The following is an 18,460-nucleotide window of genomic DNA, read 5'->3' on the forward strand; positions in this document are numbered from 1 at the left end:
AAAATAATTTAATTAATGGGCAAGCTTATTTCCATCAACGAGCTTGCCTGTTTTATATGAATTCGACAAATCCCCATCAATCGTTGGAAATGAAATAATTGGAACAATCAAGCTTTGCTCTTCTTTTTCTATTTTTGTACAAAGTGCAATATAGAAGAAGCTAACACCACTTTTTTCGAAGGCCTTAAAGTATGCAAAGGCCTCTTCATCATCTTCGTCTTTGAAAACGTAAAGCTCATCGTAAGACTCAATTGTAGGCTTTAAATAGTCCATATAAAGAGTGAAATCTTCAAATGGTATATCGAACTCTTTTCGATGAATCATCATCTCAGCGAGTAATTTAGACTTTTTAAGTTCAATATGCTCAAAATCTTCTGGGTCTAAAATTGAATTACTCTCTATTTCACGGTGGTAATCTTCAAGTGACTCAACCTCTTCTCCAACTTGAAAGTCTTGCACAAAATAATCATTGGCAGTTGCCGTTAATGCCAACACGAATGAAGGCGTATGATCAAAAACAAAGCAAATGGCCATTAAATGGATATCTTCACCTTTATGATTAACTTTAGAAATAAAAGTAAAAATTTCTTCTTTAAGATCATTTTCTAAGCGCCATATCTCATCAGGTTTATGTAGCACACGATCAACAAAAGCAGGATTTTCAAGGGCCTCTAAAGCAGGCTCATCAACGATATTAAGATCTTTTCTCTTCTTTTCAATCTTACCTGTGAAGTAGTCAATTAACGGTGAATAAAATTTTTCTATACATGCTTCACTACAAAAGCTTAGATTAGAACCATCTTCAACAAAGAGTAAATCTTCGATAGATGGAACAACTTTTTTACAATTCTTGCAGTAGTAAATATTATCTGAAATTAACAATGAAGTATCCTATTTTTAAATTGATAAATTAAGCCCAGCAAATAGCGTATTCCCGTACAATACAGGAAGATCCCAAAGTTTAGTCGTTTCATTTAAAACAGAAGTATCTGGACGACTCACCTGAAAACCTGCTCCCATATTTAAACGAACAGAACGTGACATACGAAGAAACATTTGAGGCATTAAGTATGAATATTTTAAGTCAGAATTTAGAGAATTAGCAGTAAAGAAATCACTTGAAGAGACCTTTACTTCCCCATAAGTCAAAAGGAATTGAATTTCATGTGAAACCATAATTCCAAGGTTGGCCTTAATATGTGAGATGTCACCAACGGCCATTTCTTCGTCATTATCAAGAGTGTCTGCAAAAACTCTTTCATAATCAACACCAAGCGCAACGGCACCAAAGCGTTTTTCTGTAGAAACTCCTAAAAGACGATCATTTCTTTGTGTTGAAAATTCACTATCACCTTTAAATCTCATCCCTAGGTATGTATCGATAATGAGCTTATTATAATCATTACCAATTTCAAGCCAATTGAAGCCAAGCTTAACACCTGAATTGGCCTGTTCAAATTCAGAAGTTTCTAAAGACTGAGCTCCCCTAGCAGATAAGTCGATAAAGATGCCGTGAGCAAATCCCATCTTTAAATTAAAATTTACAAAATTTATATTTTCATCAGTAATGAATGATTTATTTGCAACATAGCCTAGAGAGAAATCATAATACTCTGGTAAAAAGGCCCAAAAATCAGAGCTAGAGCTAGATGTTTGTGCACGAGAAACACTTCTTTCACTTCTAGCAGGAGCACTAGGTCTTGTTGTCACAGGATTATAAGAGCCACCATTACTAGATGATGACTTTGGTGAATAGTCCACCAATGCGAGAGCAGAAAAGTTGAATAAAATTGCCAGGGTTGCAGCTGTTAAGATATTCATCAAAAACATTCCTTGTTCATTGAAAATTTAACGCCTTCTTAGCGTCTACTTAATTGTATCTTTATATTTTCTTAATTTCAATGCGTGCATAACCTACCGCAAGCATCAAGTACTTTAAAAATAACAGTAACTTGCCCGAGCGCGTTCATAAATTAACCTGAAAATACGTATAGCATCAAAGGAAATGTATGCCGTCTGCCAAATAGTCTCTAAAATTTATAAAATAACTCTAGAGATTTTCACGAAAAATTTCAAAGCGAAATTCAGGAGGAATGAGTTGATCGAGTTAGGATTTTTAAAACGCTATGATTCAATTAAGAGATTAATCGACTTTGGTGCAAATGGATATTTCCCATTATTTGAAGATATTGCAATGGGAAGTGATTTCGAAGAGATTCGAATGACAAAAGCTCAACGCCTTAAAGCAAAGTCCCTGCTTAAGAAAATTTCATCACATAATAACCTAGAAAAACAACGCGTTCTCTTTTCAACATTTGATGAGATTGACCAATACATCGTCGCTCGTGCATTAGTTGAAATGGTAGAAGGAAAGATCTTAGATGCTAACCCACAGCTTCAATAAGCTATTAATCATTGCAACAATCGCTCTAAGCGCTAATGCTGAATACCGAGTCTATCAGTACATGGTCTCTTCACGTCTAAATCCGAGAGGGCCAGCGAGTGTGATCATTACTTCAACACTTGATCCAAATTCATATGTAAAGTACCACGGAGGCAATCGCTCTATTCGCGTCAACCTCCTTAACACTTGGATGTGTAAAGGTCATACTGGTGGCGATCCAGTTTGTGCAGCACCGCTTGCCAAGCTAATGGATGTAACAAATCCAGAAGAAGCACAAGAGCAAGGAAATAACGGCGCACTATGAGAATTGAAGATAGCAACCAATTTAGTAAGCAGAACTTAAAGCTTAAAAATGAGCGCGAACGCCTTATTAAGGATAAAAAACAAGAAATTGAATCAATCCGTAAAAACTATAATCAGATGGCAAGTGATCAAAGAATTATCGGAGAAGAAAAACTAGATTCAGTACGTGATCAAAACCAAGTAGCTATCATTGAATCACTTAATCATAAAGAGGCCAGGCTTAATGAAATAAAAAATAGTCTTAAAAAAACTGGTCAACAATTTGCAAAGCAAGAAAAGCATACAAAACTTCAAACAGATGCCAATATTGCTGCCATTAGAGACAACTATCAGCAACAATTAGAATATGTCCATCAAAGAGGTCGTGACGATCTTGAGGATACATCAAATACTGTCAACGAATTGGCCCAAAAGGTTAAGTACGACAATGAAGAGTTCATTATTGACGAGACAGCAAAGGCCAAGAATCTCGCCAATGAAATTTCCGTTAGAAATGATGGCTTTATTCAACGAATTAATAAACAATTCGATCAACGTGTTGATAAATTATCAAAAGAAAATTCGACAACCGTTAAAGACCTTGAAAGAGAGCAACGCAAAGAGATGTCTAAGCTAAAAAGCGATCACCATTTCAAGCTAACTCAAACAGATGTTTTTCAACAAAATGAGCTAAAAAGCCAAAAAGCATTCCACGAGGATACTGTAAAAAGCAGAAAAGATGCCTTCGAAAAAAAGTATGCGGATCTTCAAAAGGAACACCAAGGCCTAATGGGGCGCCTTAAAACAAAAATAGATGAAGAGTTAAATGCTCTTAAGAGTTATTATACAAAGGCCAAGGAAACGATCCAAGAAAAAGGCCAAGATAGCTTTTACAATATTACAAAGCTAGAGCCTAACATTAAAAGTGATCAGAACTTTTACTACTTCTCTATTGAAGTGCCTAAACACGAAGAAGAAACTATTCATATCAATGCTCAAGAGCGTGGCATTACAGTTACACAGAATAGAAAATTCGATCAGCGTGTTGAAGAAAATGGAAACACTTTCAAGTCAAAACGTTCAGAGAGTTTAGTTAGACAATTTGATGTACCAGAAATTCTCGATGGAACTAAGGTAAGTCGAAATTACGATCTTGAAACTTCGACTCTTACCTATCGTATTGCAAAAAGATAATTCTTATAAAATATCACGATCTCTTTGGTGAAACTCAACCTTATTCACACGAATGAGCGTTTTAATTTCACGCTTAATCGGAGCAACCCAACGAGGGTGAAGCTGTACATTTAAAGTTAGAAGTCTTTCGTCTGATACAGCATCAAGAACTTCTTCACTTACAATTTCAATATCCTCAACTCTTGAGTATAGAATCTCCTTAACATGTCCACGAATTCGACCATTTGAAAGCACTTCAATATAGAAGTTTTGCTTGGCCTTCTCAGACTCAAGCATACGATAAACTGGGTTAATAAGACGCAGAACTGCAAAAAGTGAAATTGTAATCAAACTAGCAATCACAGGATAACCAAATCCAACAGTCATCCCAATAGCAGCAACAACCCATACAGTAGCTGCAGTCGTCATCCCTACAACATTACCACGGCCTTGTATAATGGCCCCTGCACCCAAGAAACCGATACCACTTACAATTTGCGCGGCCATCCGATTGGGATCGGCCACCGTGCCCATATGCTCACTCATGGTCAGAACACTAAGAGATGTATATGTTGCTGCCCCTAGACAGATCAACATATTCGTCTTTATCCCAGCAGATTTCATCTTCTGTTCACGGTCATATCCGATAAAGCCACCTAGAAAGATTGAGCAAACAACTTTGATGCCCATCGAAATATAAACTGGTTGCTCTCCAATGAATTCAATATACATATAACCTCTTGTGGAATAAAATAAACTAAAGTCTATTTTAACAAGGATTTATCAGTTGAAAAGGGCCAAGGCCGTAAATTTTTTAGCTATTCAGACGAATAACTACCTTAATCTCAAGGCAGACTTCACAATGAGTGAGAATTTGTATTCGAAGAATAAGGACTTTGAAAAATTTGAAGCGCGTTTTCCTATTCAAGCTTATAAATTACTTAGGGCATATGAGTTCGAAATTAAGGTTGTGGCCTTAGATCAAAATAACAAAGAACTCTTCACAAAGAACTTAGAAACAGATTCATATGGAGGCCTGCTTGCCAAGATACCTCTTCCTAGAGATTGCAAGGATTGCTTGGCAAAGATTGAAGCCTACGAAATTTCTAAATACCCAGGGCTTGAGTTACATCTTGGGACCTTCATCCCATTAAAGATTACAGATAATCGAAAAATTATTATCTGTGACTTTGATAAGACGCTTGTTGAAACAAAATACTCGAAGCCAAGTGAAATCTATGACTCATTAACAAGTCCTTTAAAGAATTATCCAACATTAGATAATTCAGTGAAACTTCTTAAGTCATATATTGAAATGGGATATCACCCATTTATTCTTTCAGCATCTCCACACTTTTATGAAGATGCAATTCGTGACTGGCTATACGCTAATGAAATTTTCACGGCCGGTATCTTTCTAAAAGATTATCGCCGCATTCTTTCTATATTAGAAAATGATCTAACTCCAAAAGATATCAAGACTCAAGGAATTTATAAGCTAGGCCACTTACTCGATATCGTTAACATGACAGATATTCCATCTTCTGTTGTTTTAATGGGAGATAATTTTGAGTCAGACCCATTAATTTATCTAACATTCTCTGAGCTGTTATCCGGCCGAGTTGAGCCGAGACAGCTTTGGAATGAGCTAAAAAGAGTGGAAGACTTTAAAGTTACAGCACGTCAAAACGGACTTTTCTTAAATAAGATTTTTCAAATCAAGGATAATGTAAAACACCATGGGCTTGATAAAGAAGTGAAGATTTACATTAGAAAAAAAGGCAATGAATCGCAGCTAAATATTCGCGCTCCGTTCAACTCTTACCATGGAAAGATTGAGTTATATGATGGAAATCTTCTAGCAAATGAAAGTGAGACTAAGAAGCAAATAGAAGCTCAGGGGCCCACAGAATAATTTGTCCAATACAAATATATAGACCTACTTTATGAAACCTTTGAGTGAAATCTTCACCAAAGTTTTTAGAAAATTGTTTTGAAATAGGCCAGTTGGCCGGTGAGAATCTAGTTAACTCAATGGCCACTCTAAGACCAGACAAGGCAACGCATACGGCAATAAAAGTTTGATTGCTAGGATTAACAAGTGAACTTAAAATATTAGACATGAGCGCTCCATTTAAAGAAAATTCTCCACTATACATAGAACTCTTCGACAATTTAGAGGAATCAATTTACCAATTGGCCGCCCTCGATAAGGAAGATGTAAAACTTGCCTGGAGTAATTTGAGAGAAAGCTCATATTTTGGGCCAAATATTTTAAAAGGCGCAATTCATAAACTCTTTAGTCAGGTATTTGCCCACCAAAGTACTTTTTTAAAAGACCATTCGGATGAATACTATAGAAAGTCGTATCATAAGCTAATAACTAGCTACGCTCAAGGCCTAGGTATCAGTCCAAAAGACGCACTTTATTTAAGCTTTATGCATGAGTACTTAAATAACCCAAGTGCTGTCTTTGAAGGGATAAAAGATTATCACTTAGAAGCGAACTCTCCAATTGAGTTAATCAATACTCCAATCCAAGAGACTTTCAATGACAAAATTAGATTTGTTCATTTCAAGTCCGGACAAAACCTTGAGGCCATCGTTATTCAAAACCTAATGTCACCTTTTGCAACATATGGTGGTGTTAATGAAGCGGGATTAAGTGTCCAACTAGTGCAAAGAGATGCATTAAAGATCAACTATAAGGGAATGAGCGCAAGCTACTTGGCCCTAGTTGTTTTATTAGGTTTCAACGATATTAATGAGGCCGTAAAATTCTTAAAAGAACAAGAGCTTGTTTTCCACTGGGAGTTCCATATAAAGGATGCTGGTGGTAATTACCGAGTTGTTGCTATTGATGGCCAAGAAGTTCATGTTTATGACGGCAAAGAAAGGACTGAAAAAGATTATTTTAAATACCATCTTGATACATATAAGAAGAAACATTGGCCGACGACAATCTCGGCCTTAACGATTAATTCAGGTGATATTTATCTTTCAATTTTTGATTCAAAGAAATTTGAAATAAAGCAAATTCACTACTGTGATCTCTTTAAATCGACTTTCTCAGTTGTCTCAAAGAAACAAAAAGTGACGAAATTTTTTAAAGAAATATTTACGATAAAAAACTACCTCAACAACGCGCAAGTAGCTTTTAACAATAATCTTTCGGAAGAGTGTTATCATCAATTGCAACTGGCCATTGTTTTTGCCAAAAAGATGTCAGGGAATGGAAATCAAAAGAAGCTTATCTCAAAGCTTGAACTTACTTTTATGGCCTGCCAGTATATTTTTGAGTCGCATAAAGAAACACAACAATACATTCTACAAAATTTGATAAAATTATATCCATCCTTAGATGACTACCATAGAGATTTAGCACTTATACTAATGCAAAGGCTGCAGATCCTTATGGACGAAAAAATTCATTTAATCGATGGCCCAAAAGAGCTTAAAAGAGTGATTTTTACGGAATCAAAACTTGGAAAATTCCCACACCAGGCCCTAAAGAAAACAACTTTACTAAGGCCAAACCACCTTGATTTCTGCCCGACATCAGGACTGTAGTGGCGCACAAAGAAATTAGAGAATATTTAGCCTTCTGATGGCCTCATTCATCTTCTCTTTTTTGTCTTTTAGCTTCTTTTTCACAGAGCGTTTGCGTTCGTAGAGCTCCTCTACAAAGCTTTTTATCAATGACATACGCTTACTATCATTATTGCTCTCATCAAAATTTTTTGATCCATCACAACCTTTATGAAGCCGCTTCACACGTGTCTGATCTGAGCTTATTTGATCAGTTGGACGCACAGGATTTTCGAGTTTTTTGATATTTAACGCCATGTTCTTATTATAACCTTGTTTAAATTAGACAAAGACTAAATATTATAAAAACTACCTAAGATAAATTACTGAAATTATTCAGTTTTTAAAGATAATTATAATTGTGATTAGGTTGACATTAAAAAACTGTCTTATTCATGCTAAAAGAGCGTAATTTCAAAATGTTAGATTTTTTTAGATTTCTATATATTAGGATTCAATATACGAGGAGAACAACAAATGAAACACACAATTGTTGCGGTAATGAGCATTGTACTAGCAATAACGACAGGGATCTCTTGTAAGAGAGATATGAAACTAGGAAGTAAAGATAATCCTGTTAAACTTTACTTTACACCATCAGTTGATGCAGACACTATTGCGTCGAATTCAGTTCACTTTATCAAATTCTTAGAGAAAGAAACTGGTCTTTACTTCAAGACAGGTATTCCAACAAACTATATCTCAGTTGTTGAATCTTTTGGTTCAAAAAGAGCTGATATTGCTGTTATGAACTCTTTCGGTTACCTAATGGCAAATGAAAAATATGGTGCAAGTGCAAAGCTAAAAGTTCTTCGTTATGGACACGACTACTACCAAGGGCAAATCATTGCTCACGTAGACAGTGGAATTAACTCAATTAAAGATCTTGAAGGTAAGAAATTTGCATACACTGACCCTTCATCAACTTCAGGATACATGTTCCCACTAAAAATTATGATGGAAAACAATGTAAAACCAGGAAACACAACTTTTGCTATTAAGCACGACAACGTTGTAACAATGGTATACCAAAGACAAGTAGATGCTGGTGCAACTTACTACTCTGCTCCTTCAGAAGATGGAACAATCCGTGACGCTCGTTCACGCGTAAAAACTCAATTCCCAGATGTTGAAGATAAAGTAAAAATCGTTCAAATCACTGAAAAAATTCCTAACGATCCATTCGTATTTAGAAAAGATCTACCAGCTGACGTAACAGCAAGCTTTATTGCTGCAGTTAAGAAATACATCGCTACTCCAGATGGAAAAGATGTATTCGAAAATATTTACAGTGTAGGTGGCCTAGTTGATACAACTGATGCAGATTACGATGGACTAAGAAACGTAATTAAAACACTAAATATCAATCTTGAAGAACAACTTAACAAGAAATAGTAGTTTTTTACTTTATTAAATAAAGAGAGAATAAAAATGATTCTAGAAGTTAAAAATGTTAACAAAGTTTATCCGAACGGATGCCACGCCCTAAACAACGTTAGCTTCAACGTTAACAAAGGCGAGTTCCTAGTAATTATCGGTCTATCAGGTTCTGGGAAATCGACAATGCTAAGATGTATGAATCGTCTTCACGACGTTACTAGTGGAGAGATCATCTTCGAAGGACAAGACATCACTAAACTTAAGGGTAGTGCAATGAGAACTGCACGCTCACACATCGGGATGATCTTCCAACACTTTAACTTAATCCCAAGAAGAACTGTTATGACTAACGTTCTTTCTGGAACACTTGCAAGAACAGGAGTTATCAAGTCGGTACTTGGTATCTACTCTGAAGAAGATAAGAAAAAAGCAATGGAATACATCAAGATTGTTGGTCTTGAAGGTAAAGAAAACGTACGTGCAGACAATCTTTCAGGTGGTCAGCAACAACGTGTAGCTATTGCTCGCGCTCTTATGCAAAACCCTAAGGTTCTTCTCGCTGATGAGCCAGTTGCGTCTCTTGACCCTGCAACTTCTCACTCTGTTATGCAATACCTTAAAAAAGTTAACGAAGAACTTGGTGTTACAGTTATCTGTAACCTTCACTTCTTATCACTTGTTAGAGAATACGCATCACGCGTAGTAGCTCTAAAAGGTGGAAAGCTGATCTATGAAGGTCAACCACTTGATATTAACGAAGAATGGTTCCAGACAATTTATGGCGAAGACGCTGTAGAAGTAACAATTAACTAAGTTTTTTGGATATAGGATTAAATAATGACAACGACGACTCAAACGGCAGATACGCAAGTTAATAACTTACCAAAACCAAGAGAAGAGTACACATCATACAAAGTTAAGATGAATTTCTTTTCTTTCTTAATCGATTTTCTTCTTTGGTCATACATGATTCTTGTTTCATGGAAGATCGTATGGGAGAGACTAATTCTTGGTCTACGTTACCCAGACTTTTCTTGGAACCAACCACTAATCGCTCTTGGAGCAGGTTTTGTAGTAGCAGCAGCTCTTTACACAACTAAAATGTCTCTTGGACGCGGATTAACTGGTATTATGAAAAGAGATGAGAACACTCTATTTATGAAAGAACCATTCTCATTCGTACTTATTGCAACAGTAGCACTAACATTTATTGCTAGTATTTATGTTTCACAAATTTCAATTTATGAATTCCTTTCTGAATCAGGAATGACTGGTGCTAAGAGAATCTTTACAGCTCTTTTAACACCAAACTTTGCAATTTTTGAAGAAGCTCTTTTTGCAGCAATTGAAACGATCTACATGGCCTTCATTGCAACGGCCGTAGCACTTCCAATTGCATTTGTTCTAGCGTTCTTTGCAGCTAGAAACCTAATGAATGGATCTCGTCTAACAATGACAATTTACTCTGTTGTTAGATTCTTTCTAAACGTTTCACGCTCAATTGAGCCACTAGTATGGGCGATTATCTTCTCTGTATGGGTTGGTATTGGACCTTTCGCTGGTATGATGGCACTTTGTCTTCACTCTGTATCTTCACTTTCGAAGCTATACTCTGAGCAAATTGAAAACGTTTCTAATGGACCGATTGAAGCAATGATGGCAACAGGTGCACACCCAGTTCAAGTAATCTGGTTTGGTGTTGTTCCACAAATCGTTCTTCCATACCTATCTTTCTCAATCTACCGTTGGGACATCAACGTACGTATGGCCACAGTAATTGGTCTAGTTGGTGGTGGTGGTATTGGTACAATGCTAATGCAGTACCAAGGTCTAGCGAAATGGAATGAAGTTGGTCTTCTAGTAATCGTTATTGCAGCGATTGTTTGGATCATGGACTGGCTATCTTCTAAGATTCGTGAAGCGATCAAGTAGAACTGATAATTCAATATTTCAATACAAAAGAAGGCCCGCATCCGCGGGCCTTTTTATTTCTCTCCCTAAATAATTAAACCTTAGTTTTCACACATTCCTTTTTTAGAAAATGAGTCTTGAATCTTAAGCGCATCACCTTTTGTATACCAAAACTGGCTATGAGGTTTATCGTTTATCAAGATACGATAATGATTCTTAGCTGGATGCTTTTGTAGTGAGCAAGCACCCTCTACCGATGCAATGTCTCGCTGGGGGGATGTCCCACAAGAAACGAGCGTAAGCCCTAATACGGCCATGGCCATTAACTTTTTCATAATTCCTCCTACGTCCTAATCACGTAGTAAAATTATCGGATAATCTTAAGAATAACTTTAGCGTATTACTCAACTATTATTGTATTTAAAAAAGAACCGCTTTCATGTATGCTTTATAAAAGGAGAAAAAATGAAAGGAAATCAAGAAGTTATCACTATTTTTAATGAGTTACTAACACAAGAGCTATCGGCCATTGATCTCTATTTCCTTCATTCACGCCTTTTTCAAGACATGGGACTGACTAAATTATATGAGCGCATTGATCATGAAAAAGATGATGAAACAATTCACGCAACCAAGCTAATTGAAAGAATTATCTTCTTAGAGGGCCTACCTGAGTTAGGAACGCGTCTTCCATACAAGCCAAGTCGTGATGTGAAGCAATTATTATCTGATGAGCTTCAGTATGAAGTTGAAAATAGTAAATTACTTAGAAAGGCAATCGCCCTCTGTGAGTCTGTTAATGACTATGTTTCAAGAGACCTACTATTGGGACTACTTTCAGATACTGAAAATGATCATATCGATTGGCTAGAAACTCAACTTTCACTAATTGATAAAATTGGTTTACAAAATTATCTACAGACTGCATCTGAATCTGTTTAAAGAAAGTAAAAAAAAGTAAACATTCATCTGTTTTTTATTTATAATTAGATAAATTAATTAAACACGGATGTTTACTTTTATGAATCTAATTAAAATATCATTTCTCTTAATTTCTTTGAGTTTTATTCAATCCAATGCAATTGCCGCCTTTGCAAAAGTTGTAAATATACGAGGAGAAGTTTCACAACTTCCACCTGGTGCCATGCAAGCAACTTGGATCAAGAAAGGACAATTACTAAAAGAAAATACTTCTATTGTAACCAGACTTCGCTCATTTGTGAAAATTGAGATTCTAGATGACGGAAGTTATATTGTTGTTGGGCCAAATTCTAAAATCGAACTCACAAAAGTGGAAAAGAAATCAGGAAGTATTATTCAGGTTCTAAACGGAAAGATGCGATCTAAGATTGTTCCGGCCAAAAAGTCTAAGGGCCATAGCGCATTTAATAAAGTCTATATCAAAACAAAAACAATGGCCTTAGGTGTTCGAGGAACTGAGTTTGTTACAGTCGTCAGCCAAGAAAACCAAGCAACTTCTGTTGTCACTCTTGAGGGAGAAGTAGCTGTTAAGAAAATTAATAGTGAGAGTATTGATCCTGAAAAAACCGTTAGAGACAATCTTGACCGCGATGATGTTACGATTGTTAAAAAAGGGACTGCATCAACAACATATGCACACCTATATGACGAAACTCCACCACAAAAAGTTAACCCAAGCCAGCTTATAGCACTTGAAAAGAATGAGAATTTAGAAAGTGTGAAAAGAAGCGATATCCAAAAAGCAACGACAGAGGATCTTAGTAAGAAACAGATCACAGATCTTTATGGCAAGGATGTTGAAGAAGACGAAGTTCCAAAAAATGGTGCTATCGTCGATCTTGATTCTGCGATTTTTATTCCAGCGATCCAAGACGAGTCACTTGATGTTGGGAGTGTTGATAAGAACACAGGGCAATTTGTTGCTGCCAATGGAATCGAGCTAGACAAAAAGAAAGGCTTTGTTGCAACTAAGCAAGATGATGAGACAAAAGAAGTTGTCAAAAAACTTAATGACAAAATTGAATACAAAGAAGTTCAAGGTCATGAAGTTGTAGACCACCGCCCTTATACAGGTGCTGCCAAATTAGCAGGTATGCAAAATTCTTGGGGACTTAAAACAGGAATTAGTGCCAAGCAAATGAATTATGCGACGATGGGAAATATGAATGGAAGTGATGATGACAATTATATCGGACTTGGTGCTGATATTATTGGACATTACCGTCATGTTTTAAATCAACAACTATACCTTGATTACATCTTTGGAATTCATGCCTATTTCATGGATCGAGATAAACTAGAACCAGAAGAAATGGATGATGATATTCTGACATTTGAGCTAGGAATTCAAGCTTATTACCGATTAAATAATCGCTTCAGACTTACAGCAGGTTATTTTATGAATGACGAAATGTTTCTAGTTGCACGATTTGAAACGAGCCTAACTCCAGTAATGGATCAAAGAACACAATTTGCACCTTACCTTAAATTTGGTGCTGAATATGACTACAGTGATAATTGGACATTCCTAACAAATTACCGCTCATATATTGTTGATACTCATCATCCAAATATTGCCATCTACTCTGGAAAAGGTTTTGAACTAGGAGCGAGAAGACATCTTTCGAAGTCAACTGCCCTCTTATTTAATTTCTTACACCGCGAATTTATTGCACAAGATATTATCGTTAAAAATAAAGACTTTAGCGTCTTATATGAAATGGAGTTTTAATGAGAGCGCTATTATTAATTACACTACTTTTTAGTTTATCATCATGTTTTAAAACAGATGCTGATGGTAATGCCTACCTTTTTGAAAATGATAATAGGGCCGTACTCTCTTTTGAATTCTTCAATGCTGACACAACCTTAACTTGGTATTTTGGAATTCAAAATCAAGTTGGGACAAGTGCAACAGATGTGGAAGGCTTTAATTCCTCACAGTACTGGTGTATTGAGAATGTTTATATTCGACTGGACTCAGGAGATGTATCTTCTGCGACATTTGATGTTGTCTTAAATAACTCTCTAATTACAGCAGGAATTCCATTTCCTGGTGGTAATGTAAATGTTTCGATAGCTCCCGGTGATCAGGTTAAGGCATATATGACCTGCTCGACTTGCATAAACGGATACGGAACAATTAATTTTGAACTTGGGAAGTGTAACTAGCTCAATTTCTTTCTGCTGAATTTTATGAGTGCGAGGTAAATTATAAGATCAGCGAGATAAAAAATTGGAATCCAGTACTTGTGAAAAACAATAAAGTTTAAAAAGAAATACAAATAATAAATGATATTGACACAAAGGCCGACAAGTAAGAATTTGTCGGCTTTTTTGTATGCAAGATAAGCAAAGCGAATATAGACTAATAAACTCAAAAAAGCGACGACACGATAAGATGCTGTTAAGAGTTTACTCATATTAAATGGCATGATTAATTTTGTGAGCTCATTAGTTGTCTTTGAAAGTACATCATCACTTATACAACATGCACCACTGCCCTCAATTAAATACAGAAAGAAATGAATCCCAAAAATAAAAAGGGCCAAGTAAACCACTATCTTATACATCGTTATAAGTAGACTATGTTCTTTTAGAATATTGCTTAAGATACTCCACAGATCTAGACGAGCAAGAAAAATGAAGAAGAAAATAAGAAGAGTAACTCCAATCTTATAATCAGAATACATGGGAACAAAAACCAAAGAAGTAATAAGAAAACAAATCATCCCTTGATAAAAAGGCATTCTTTCAATTGGCAAAGTCGATTTAAAAATTAGCTTAACTCGTAAAGCATGAAAGCTTAATGCAAGATAGTACAGAGCAGCTAAAAGAGTAAAAGCTACATATATAATTACATTTAGATCAGAGAGTGAATATTCCATAAATTTTCTTAAGATCATCATAATTCAAGCAAGCTAATTTTACTATATTAAAACAATATATTTTATTCAACGACCTCCCCTTTACACAGTCCCAAGTTAAATATAAATACTTGACATCAGACAATAGTTAATAATAAATATTGATAAAAATTTACTTTTTACGGATGGGCCATGAATATTGAAACCTTCAATTTTAATGATGGTAGTGAATACAAATTTGCATTTATTGAGAAAACACAAGCTGATAACTCGACTCCTGTTTTGTATATAGGAGGAGCACTCCAAAATATCAAAAATATTGAATCAGCTTTAAAAGAATTCACAAAGAAGCAAAATACAATCATATTTGAATTTTCGAAAATACCAGATAAGTATTTTACTAATAAACAAATCGATATAGATGAAGTTACCAAGAGAATATCAGATATCCTTTCCGATCTTGGCTATAAGAATATTAACCTAATCTGTTCGAGCTTTGGTGGGATTTACGCAAACTCCATTACTCAATCGAAATTGAATATCAAAAAATGTGTTCTAGCAGCATTTGGGCCAATAAGCCAACGAGGTCACGAATATATCGATAATATCATTAATAGTTCATTTATTAATGATAAAGAAGTTTTAAAGAATCAAACTCTGGAAACCTTATTAAACCATGGAGAGAAGAGTAATATAAAAAACTTTTTTTTCGTTAGAAAGTTACTTAGCTATACACTTAGCAAGTTAAACGAAGATGATTTTAAAAGACAATTACTTAGTTGTTACACTCTAAAAAATAAAACGAAAGAGCTCAAAGTACCTACCTGCAAGACCCTCTGTTTTACGGGTGAATATGATATCTTTACACCTTACTCAAATATACAAGACCTAATATCAATTAATGACAACCTTTCAATTCATAAAATAAAAAATACGGATCACTTCTGTCATATTCAAGATAGAAAGTATGTGGCCAACCTCACAAGTGATTTCTTTGATGAAAAATGAGGACATTATTAAATGAATAATATCAGTGCAAACCAAATAATCATTTTAACGATATACCTATCAACATTATATGTGATCGAAAGAAGAAAGATAATTGACTACAATGATGAATATAAGAAAGAGGCCAAATGTTCTCTCATTGTTATGTCGGGTTCACTATTAACAAAATTCATCGGTAGTCCTCTTCTATTTTTAATTGCATCACATATAGAAAAGTATAAATTCTTTGATTTTCAAATGCCTGCTTTAGTAAGGCTAATCTTAGTTTTTATCTTGGTTGATTTCGCATATTATGTTTTTCATCGTACAGCACATCAAGTAAGGCTTCTATGGGCAAGTCATTCTGTACATCACACTCCTAATGTAATGCAAGTAACAGCAGCTTTAAGACTAGGCTGGGGCGCAGTTATTCCAGGGCAAATAATATTCCTATCTCCTTTACTATTGATTGGAATAAGAGCAGATGAAATTTTCGGAATTCTATCGTTAAATCTATTCTATCAATATTGGCTACACACAGAAGTCATACGAAAACTTCCTAACTTTATCGAGTATCTTTTCAATACACCAAGTCACCACAGAGTTCATCATGGTAGAAACGATATCTATAAGAATAAAAACTTTGGTGGAATATTGATTATTTTTGATCGTCTATTTGGAAGTTTTCAAAAAGAGGAAGAATCGATAAAAATTAAATATGGCAGGTCTGTCCCTATAAAAAGCTATAATCCTTTTTTCGTCGCATTTCACGAATGGATTAGTATTTATAAGGACACAACAAACTACCTTACTCGCAAAGTAAAAAGAATTTCTAATTAACTACTTTACGTATAAGAATTGAACCGGCCACCATTGATAGAACAAAGACAATAATTGGTGCTGATAAGTTAATAAGGTTTACGATTGCTGGCCCAGGACAAATCCCGGCAATCCCCCAACCGATACCAAATAAAGCGGCACCTGTAACAAGCTTTTTATCAACAATCTTATTTGTCGGAAGATGAAATTGAGTGTCACAGATTGGTGCACCACGCTTTGTAATTAGCTTGGTTGCAATTACACCGATAACAACAGCTCCACCCATTACAAATGCAAGAGAAGCATCCCATCCTCCCTGTAAAGAGAAGATATCAAGGAAGCCAATAACTTTCTTCGGATTCACCATACCAGATACAGTAAGCCCAATTCCAAATATGATTCCAGCTAGTAAACTTGTAAATTTTTTCATTATAGTAACCCCACTAAAGAAACAACTGCTATTGCAACGGCCATAAAAGTTAAAGTTGCAACAAATGAGCGCTTAGAAAAACGTGATAATCCACACACACCGTGACCACTTGTACAACCAGAACCAAGTTGTGTTCCTGCTCCAACAAATAATCCTGCGATAATTGCCTTAGGATATGAGAGCTCTAGTGCGTAAGAGAAGAAATCAGGATTAACAAACTTAACGATCAGTCCACCTGCCAACAGACCGAGGACGAAGAAAACTCTCCAAAACCCGCCATCATTCTTCTTATGGAAGTTAAAAAATATTCCAGAAATACCCGCAACTCGCCCATTAAAATAGAGCAAAAATGCTGCAGCTACTCCAATTAAAATTCCGCCCACAAGCGGCCATGTAAAGTTAGTCATATACTCACCTTTTTGTTAAATATCGTTACTTTGTATTACTTCTTAAGAGCCTTCTAAGACTTTCAAAGTTAAATTAATTATATATAATGATTATAAATTAACATTGATCGCCATCAAACTTGGAAAAACATGATTAAGGAAATCTTAAACAATATTGAACAACCTATTTATCGCCAATATCAAAAAGGTGAAGTTATATACAGAGAGTCAGAATTCCCACAATATCTCTATATTGTAGAAGAAGGCATTATTGGTCTCTACTACAATAGTGAAAATGGAAAAGAGAGCTTCCTAAGAGTTTACGGGCCAGGGGAAATCTTTGGCCATCGTTCATACTTTCTAGAAACTCCTTATCATGCAAACTCAGTTAGCTTGACGAAAGCTAAGCTTATGCTCATCGATCGTAAGCAGTGTGACAATATATGTCTTGAAAGCCCTGCCCTCTTGAAGAATATGACAAAGATTCTCGCAAGAGAGCTAGGAAATGCAGAGAGAAGACTGGCCGGAATGGCAGATAAATCAGCTAAGGCCAGAATTGTTGAGGCACTTGTCTACTTGAAACTCAAGCATCCTGAACACAATTGGACGAGAAAAGAGATAGCTGACTTTGCGGTATCAACTTTTGAAAGTGTGACAAGAATCTTAAGTGAATTAGAGGCGCAAGGTTTAATCACAAAGAGTGGCAGAAGTATTGATATCGTTGATGAGCAGAAGCTACTAAAATTCGCAAATGAGAATTATTAAGATCTTGTTAGTTTCTTAGCAAATTTTACATTTAAAATCTCTAGAGCTTGTCTATATCACCCTATTTAGATAGGATGCGGCCAACTGTAACCCACACAAAGGCCATTTTATGAAATTAGCAATTACTCTTTTATCGTTTATCTCATGTCTAGCAATTAGCTCAAACGTAATCGCTTGTGACAATGCCGTAAGTAAGCAACTTGAAAGAAAGATTAGAGCAGATCGCCCTCTAGAAGTGAAGTATCTAATGTACCTTACTCAAGGTAGCGAACTTCTAAATGAAAGAGGAAATAAGCTAGCACAATTCAACGAAGATAAGCTTATCTACTCTGCAATTGGTTCTGAACACTCAGGTTGGTTTAATGCTGCAATTGCTGTTGACCCAGACACGTGTTCGGTAGATTACATTGGCTACTTTGCAGCTGAATAAGTCAAAATTATATATTTAAAAATATTCAAGGCCCAGTCTCATCTGGGCCTTTCTATC

General features: G+C 35.6%; 24 protein-coding genes. 15 read left to right on the forward strand and 9 right to left on the reverse strand.

The window, feature by feature from the left end; all coding sequences use genetic code 11:
• Positions 1 to 12 precede the first annotated feature (12 nt).
• Positions 13 to 882 (reverse strand): hypothetical protein, encoded by an 870-nt coding sequence (locus ACMAYL_RS02210; protein ID WP_412462653.1) that lies wholly within the window; start codon positions 880 to 882, stop codon positions 13 to 15.
• Positions 883 to 897: 15 nt separating this feature from the next.
• Positions 898 to 1,821, reverse strand: coding sequence for a hypothetical protein (locus tag ACMAYL_RS02215; RefSeq protein ID WP_392991806.1), 924 nt, complete (start codon positions 1,819 to 1,821; stop codon positions 898 to 900).
• Positions 1,822 to 2,098: 277 nt separating this feature from the next.
• Here ACMAYL_RS02215 and ACMAYL_RS02220 point away from each other — a divergent pair, with 277 nt between their 5' ends.
• Genes ACMAYL_RS02220 through ACMAYL_RS02230 form a run of 3 tightly spaced genes read left to right on the forward strand, consistent with a single transcriptional unit; the run spans position 2,099 to position 3,880 of the window.
• Positions 2,099 to 2,404, forward strand: coding sequence for a hypothetical protein (locus ACMAYL_RS02220; RefSeq protein WP_103217349.1), 306 nt, complete (start codon positions 2,099 to 2,101; stop codon positions 2,402 to 2,404).
• On the forward strand, positions 2,382 to 2,708 hold the full coding sequence (locus ACMAYL_RS02225; protein WP_392991804.1) for a hypothetical protein: 327 nt from the start codon (positions 2,382 to 2,384) through the stop codon (positions 2,706 to 2,708). The genes ACMAYL_RS02220 and ACMAYL_RS02225 overlap by 23 nt, the downstream gene beginning before the upstream one ends.
• Complete coding sequence (locus ACMAYL_RS02230) at positions 2,705 to 3,880, forward strand: hypothetical protein (RefSeq protein ID WP_412470668.1); 1,176 nt, start codon at positions 2,705 to 2,707, stop codon at positions 3,878 to 3,880. Before ACMAYL_RS02225 ends, ACMAYL_RS02230 begins: the two co-directional genes overlap by 4 nt.
• Before the next feature lie 3 nt (positions 3,881 to 3,883).
• Here the strand turns inward: ACMAYL_RS02230 and ACMAYL_RS02235 are convergent, their stop codons facing one another.
• On the reverse strand, positions 3,884 to 4,591 hold the full coding sequence (locus ACMAYL_RS02235; protein WP_103217352.1) for an MgtC/SapB family protein: 708 nt from the start codon (positions 4,589 to 4,591) through the stop codon (positions 3,884 to 3,886).
• 130 nt (positions 4,592 to 4,721) lie between these two features.
• On the opposite strand from ACMAYL_RS02235, the gene ACMAYL_RS02240 reads away from it, so the two are divergent.
• Entirely contained in the window at positions 4,722 to 5,774 is a 1,053-nt protein-coding gene (locus ACMAYL_RS02240) for a phosphatase domain-containing protein (protein ID WP_412462654.1), read from the forward strand.
• Here ACMAYL_RS02240 and ACMAYL_RS02245 read toward each other — a convergent pair.
• The gene (locus ACMAYL_RS02245) at positions 5,737 to 5,982 is read right to left on the reverse strand and encodes a hypothetical protein (protein WP_103217354.1); all 246 of its coding nucleotides are present in this window, start codon (positions 5,980 to 5,982) and stop codon (positions 5,737 to 5,739) included. The two genes, ACMAYL_RS02240 and ACMAYL_RS02245, sit on opposite strands and share 38 nt — an antisense overlap.
• Here ACMAYL_RS02245 and ACMAYL_RS02250 point away from each other — a divergent pair.
• Entirely contained in the window at positions 5,981 to 7,429 is a 1,449-nt protein-coding gene (locus tag ACMAYL_RS02250; protein ID WP_412462655.1) for a hypothetical protein, read from the forward strand. The two genes, ACMAYL_RS02245 and ACMAYL_RS02250, sit on opposite strands and share 2 nt — an antisense overlap.
• A 15-nt stretch (positions 7,430 to 7,444) precedes the next feature.
• Here ACMAYL_RS02250 and ACMAYL_RS02255 read toward each other — a convergent pair whose 3' ends face one another.
• Positions 7,445 to 7,705 carry a hypothetical protein gene (locus tag ACMAYL_RS02255; protein ID WP_103217356.1) on the reverse strand — a complete coding sequence of 87 codons (261 nt, stop codon included), beginning with the start codon at positions 7,703 to 7,705 and terminating at the stop codon, positions 7,445 to 7,447.
• A gap of 219 nt (positions 7,706 to 7,924) precedes the next feature.
• Between ACMAYL_RS02255 and ACMAYL_RS02260 the strand changes: the two genes are divergently transcribed.
• Genes ACMAYL_RS02260 through phnE form a run of 3 tightly spaced genes read left to right on the forward strand, consistent with a single transcriptional unit; the run spans position 7,925 to position 10,759 of the window.
• Positions 7,925 to 8,842 carry a phosphate/phosphite/phosphonate ABC transporter substrate-binding protein gene (locus ACMAYL_RS02260; protein WP_392991797.1) on the forward strand — a complete coding sequence of 306 codons (918 nt, stop codon included), beginning with the start codon at positions 7,925 to 7,927 and terminating at the stop codon, positions 8,840 to 8,842.
• A 36-nt stretch (positions 8,843 to 8,878) separates the two neighbouring features.
• On the forward strand, positions 8,879 to 9,640 hold the full coding sequence (gene phnC, locus ACMAYL_RS02265) for a phosphonate ABC transporter ATP-binding protein (protein WP_103217358.1): 762 nt from the start codon (positions 8,879 to 8,881) through the stop codon (positions 9,638 to 9,640).
• A 24-nt stretch (positions 9,641 to 9,664) separates the two neighbouring features.
• Complete coding sequence (gene phnE / locus ACMAYL_RS02270) at positions 9,665 to 10,759, forward strand: phosphonate ABC transporter, permease protein PhnE (protein WP_103217359.1); 1,095 nt, start codon at positions 9,665 to 9,667, stop codon at positions 10,757 to 10,759.
• Between the two features lie 80 nt (positions 10,760 to 10,839).
• On the opposite strand, the gene ACMAYL_RS02275 is transcribed toward phnE, so the two are convergent.
• Positions 10,840 to 11,073 (reverse strand): hypothetical protein, encoded by a 234-nt coding sequence (locus ACMAYL_RS02275; protein ID WP_103217360.1) that lies wholly within the window; start codon positions 11,071 to 11,073, stop codon positions 10,840 to 10,842.
• Positions 11,074 to 11,203: 130 nt separating this feature from the next.
• On the opposite strand from ACMAYL_RS02275, the gene bfr reads away from it, so the two are divergent.
• The 3 genes from bfr to ACMAYL_RS02290 all read left to right on the forward strand — a co-directional run bounded on the left by bfr (position 11,204) and on the right by ACMAYL_RS02290 (position 13,891).
• Positions 11,204 to 11,680: a bacterioferritin gene (gene bfr / locus ACMAYL_RS02280; RefSeq protein WP_103217361.1), complete on the forward strand. Its 477-nt coding sequence runs from the start codon at positions 11,204 to 11,206 to the stop codon at positions 11,678 to 11,680.
• 79 nt (positions 11,681 to 11,759) lie between these two features.
• A complete protein-coding gene (locus ACMAYL_RS02285) occupies positions 11,760 to 13,451 on the forward strand; it encodes a FecR domain-containing protein (protein WP_412462656.1) in 1,692 nt (563 codons plus the stop codon).
• Positions 13,451 to 13,891 carry a hypothetical protein gene (locus ACMAYL_RS02290; protein WP_412470669.1) on the forward strand — a complete coding sequence of 147 codons (441 nt, stop codon included), beginning with the start codon at positions 13,451 to 13,453 and terminating at the stop codon, positions 13,889 to 13,891. The genes ACMAYL_RS02285 and ACMAYL_RS02290 overlap by 1 nt, the downstream gene beginning before the upstream one ends.
• On the opposite strand, the gene ACMAYL_RS02295 is transcribed toward ACMAYL_RS02290, so the two are convergent.
• On the reverse strand, positions 13,888 to 14,607 hold the full coding sequence (locus ACMAYL_RS02295; protein ID WP_412470670.1) for a hypothetical protein: 720 nt from the start codon (positions 14,605 to 14,607) through the stop codon (positions 13,888 to 13,890). The two genes, ACMAYL_RS02290 and ACMAYL_RS02295, sit on opposite strands and share 4 nt — an antisense overlap.
• A gap of 171 nt (positions 14,608 to 14,778) precedes the next feature.
• Here ACMAYL_RS02295 and ACMAYL_RS02300 point away from each other — a divergent pair, with 171 nt between their 5' ends.
• Positions 14,779 to 15,594, forward strand: a complete 816-nt coding sequence (locus tag ACMAYL_RS02300; RefSeq protein ID WP_392991789.1) for an alpha/beta fold hydrolase — start codon at positions 14,779 to 14,781, stop codon at positions 15,592 to 15,594.
• Between the two features lie 12 nt (positions 15,595 to 15,606).
• On the forward strand, positions 15,607 to 16,413 hold the full coding sequence (locus ACMAYL_RS02305; RefSeq protein ID WP_392991787.1) for a sterol desaturase family protein: 807 nt from the start codon (positions 15,607 to 15,609) through the stop codon (positions 16,411 to 16,413).
• Here the strand turns inward: ACMAYL_RS02305 and ACMAYL_RS02310 are convergent.
• Together ACMAYL_RS02310 and ACMAYL_RS02315 are read right to left on the reverse strand one after the other, a co-directional pair.
• Complete coding sequence (locus ACMAYL_RS02310) at positions 16,406 to 16,822, reverse strand: DUF6691 family protein (RefSeq protein WP_392991785.1); 417 nt, start codon at positions 16,820 to 16,822, stop codon at positions 16,406 to 16,408. The genes ACMAYL_RS02305 and ACMAYL_RS02310 overlap by 8 nt on opposite strands.
• The gene (locus ACMAYL_RS02315) at positions 16,822 to 17,229 is read right to left on the reverse strand and encodes a YeeE/YedE family protein (protein ID WP_392991783.1); all 408 of its coding nucleotides are present in this window, start codon (positions 17,227 to 17,229) and stop codon (positions 16,822 to 16,824) included. Before ACMAYL_RS02315 ends, ACMAYL_RS02310 begins: the two co-directional genes overlap by 1 nt.
• A 129-nt stretch (positions 17,230 to 17,358) precedes the next feature.
• Between ACMAYL_RS02315 and ACMAYL_RS02320 the strand changes: the two genes are divergently transcribed.
• Both ACMAYL_RS02320 and ACMAYL_RS02325 read left to right on the forward strand, forming a co-directional pair.
• Positions 17,359 to 17,973, forward strand: a complete 615-nt coding sequence (locus tag ACMAYL_RS02320; RefSeq protein ID WP_103217368.1) for a Crp/Fnr family transcriptional regulator — start codon at positions 17,359 to 17,361, stop codon at positions 17,971 to 17,973.
• A 109-nt stretch (positions 17,974 to 18,082) separates the two neighbouring features.
• The gene (locus tag ACMAYL_RS02325) at positions 18,083 to 18,403 is read left to right on the forward strand and encodes a hypothetical protein (protein ID WP_103217369.1); all 321 of its coding nucleotides are present in this window, start codon (positions 18,083 to 18,085) and stop codon (positions 18,401 to 18,403) included.
• Positions 18,404 to 18,460 lie beyond the last annotated feature (57 nt).

The sequence above is a fragment of the Halobacteriovorax sp. RT-2-4 genome, from assembly GCF_047085445.1.
Taxonomy (GTDB): Bacteria; Bdellovibrionota; Bacteriovoracia; order Bacteriovoracales; family Bacteriovoracaceae; genus Halobacteriovorax_A.

What these genes read in the sequence shown, in the direction of transcription:
- ACMAYL_RS02320 (WP_103217368.1), top strand. Translation starts at nt 17,359, where the DNA reads ATGATTAAGGAAATCTTAAACAATATTGAACAACCTATTTATCGCCAA.
- ACMAYL_RS02310 (WP_392991785.1), bottom strand. Translation starts at nt 16,822, where the DNA reads ATGAAAAAATTTACAAGTTTACTAGCTGGAATCATATTTGGAATTGGG.
- ACMAYL_RS02275 (WP_103217360.1), bottom strand. Translation starts at nt 11,073, where the DNA reads ATGAAAAAGTTAATGGCCATGGCCGTATTAGGGCTTACGCTCGTTTCT.
- bfr (WP_103217361.1), top strand. Translation starts at nt 11,204, where the DNA reads ATGAAAGGAAATCAAGAAGTTATCACTATTTTTAATGAGTTACTAACA.
- ACMAYL_RS02245 (WP_103217354.1), bottom strand. Translation starts at nt 5,982, where the DNA reads ATGTCTAATATTTTAAGTTCACTTGTTAATCCTAGCAATCAAACTTTT.
- ACMAYL_RS02300 (WP_392991789.1), top strand. Translation starts at nt 14,779, where the DNA reads ATGAATATTGAAACCTTCAATTTTAATGATGGTAGTGAATACAAATTT.
- ACMAYL_RS02295 (WP_412470670.1), bottom strand. Translation starts at nt 14,607, where the DNA reads ATGGAATATTCACTCTCTGATCTAAATGTAATTATATATGTAGCTTTT.
- ACMAYL_RS02255 (WP_103217356.1), bottom strand. Translation starts at nt 7,705, where the DNA reads ATGGCGTTAAATATCAAAAAACTCGAAAATCCTGTGCGTCCAACTGAT.
- ACMAYL_RS02240 (WP_412462654.1), top strand. Translation starts at nt 4,722, where the DNA reads ATGAGTGAGAATTTGTATTCGAAGAATAAGGACTTTGAAAAATTTGAA.
- ACMAYL_RS02225 (WP_392991804.1), top strand. Translation starts at nt 2,382, where the DNA reads ATGCTAACCCACAGCTTCAATAAGCTATTAATCATTGCAACAATCGCT.
- ACMAYL_RS02230 (WP_412470668.1), top strand. Translation starts at nt 2,705, where the DNA reads ATGAGAATTGAAGATAGCAACCAATTTAGTAAGCAGAACTTAAAGCTT.
- ACMAYL_RS02250 (WP_412462655.1), top strand. Translation starts at nt 5,981, where the DNA reads ATGAGCGCTCCATTTAAAGAAAATTCTCCACTATACATAGAACTCTTC.
- ACMAYL_RS02285 (WP_412462656.1), top strand. Translation starts at nt 11,760, where the DNA reads ATGAATCTAATTAAAATATCATTTCTCTTAATTTCTTTGAGTTTTATT.
- phnC (WP_103217358.1), top strand. Translation starts at nt 8,879, where the DNA reads ATGATTCTAGAAGTTAAAAATGTTAACAAAGTTTATCCGAACGGATGC.
- ACMAYL_RS02215 (WP_392991806.1), bottom strand. Translation starts at nt 1,821, where the DNA reads ATGAATATCTTAACAGCTGCAACCCTGGCAATTTTATTCAACTTTTCT.
- ACMAYL_RS02325 (WP_103217369.1), top strand. Translation starts at nt 18,083, where the DNA reads ATGAAATTAGCAATTACTCTTTTATCGTTTATCTCATGTCTAGCAATT.
- ACMAYL_RS02260 (WP_392991797.1), top strand. Translation starts at nt 7,925, where the DNA reads ATGAAACACACAATTGTTGCGGTAATGAGCATTGTACTAGCAATAACG.
- ACMAYL_RS02315 (WP_392991783.1), bottom strand. Translation starts at nt 17,229, where the DNA reads ATGACTAACTTTACATGGCCGCTTGTGGGCGGAATTTTAATTGGAGTA.
- ACMAYL_RS02305 (WP_392991787.1), top strand. Translation starts at nt 15,607, where the DNA reads ATGAATAATATCAGTGCAAACCAAATAATCATTTTAACGATATACCTA.
- ACMAYL_RS02290 (WP_412470669.1), top strand. Translation starts at nt 13,451, where the DNA reads ATGAGAGCGCTATTATTAATTACACTACTTTTTAGTTTATCATCATGT.
- phnE (WP_103217359.1), top strand. Translation starts at nt 9,665, where the DNA reads ATGACAACGACGACTCAAACGGCAGATACGCAAGTTAATAACTTACCA.
- ACMAYL_RS02235 (WP_103217352.1), bottom strand. Translation starts at nt 4,591, where the DNA reads ATGTATATTGAATTCATTGGAGAGCAACCAGTTTATATTTCGATGGGC.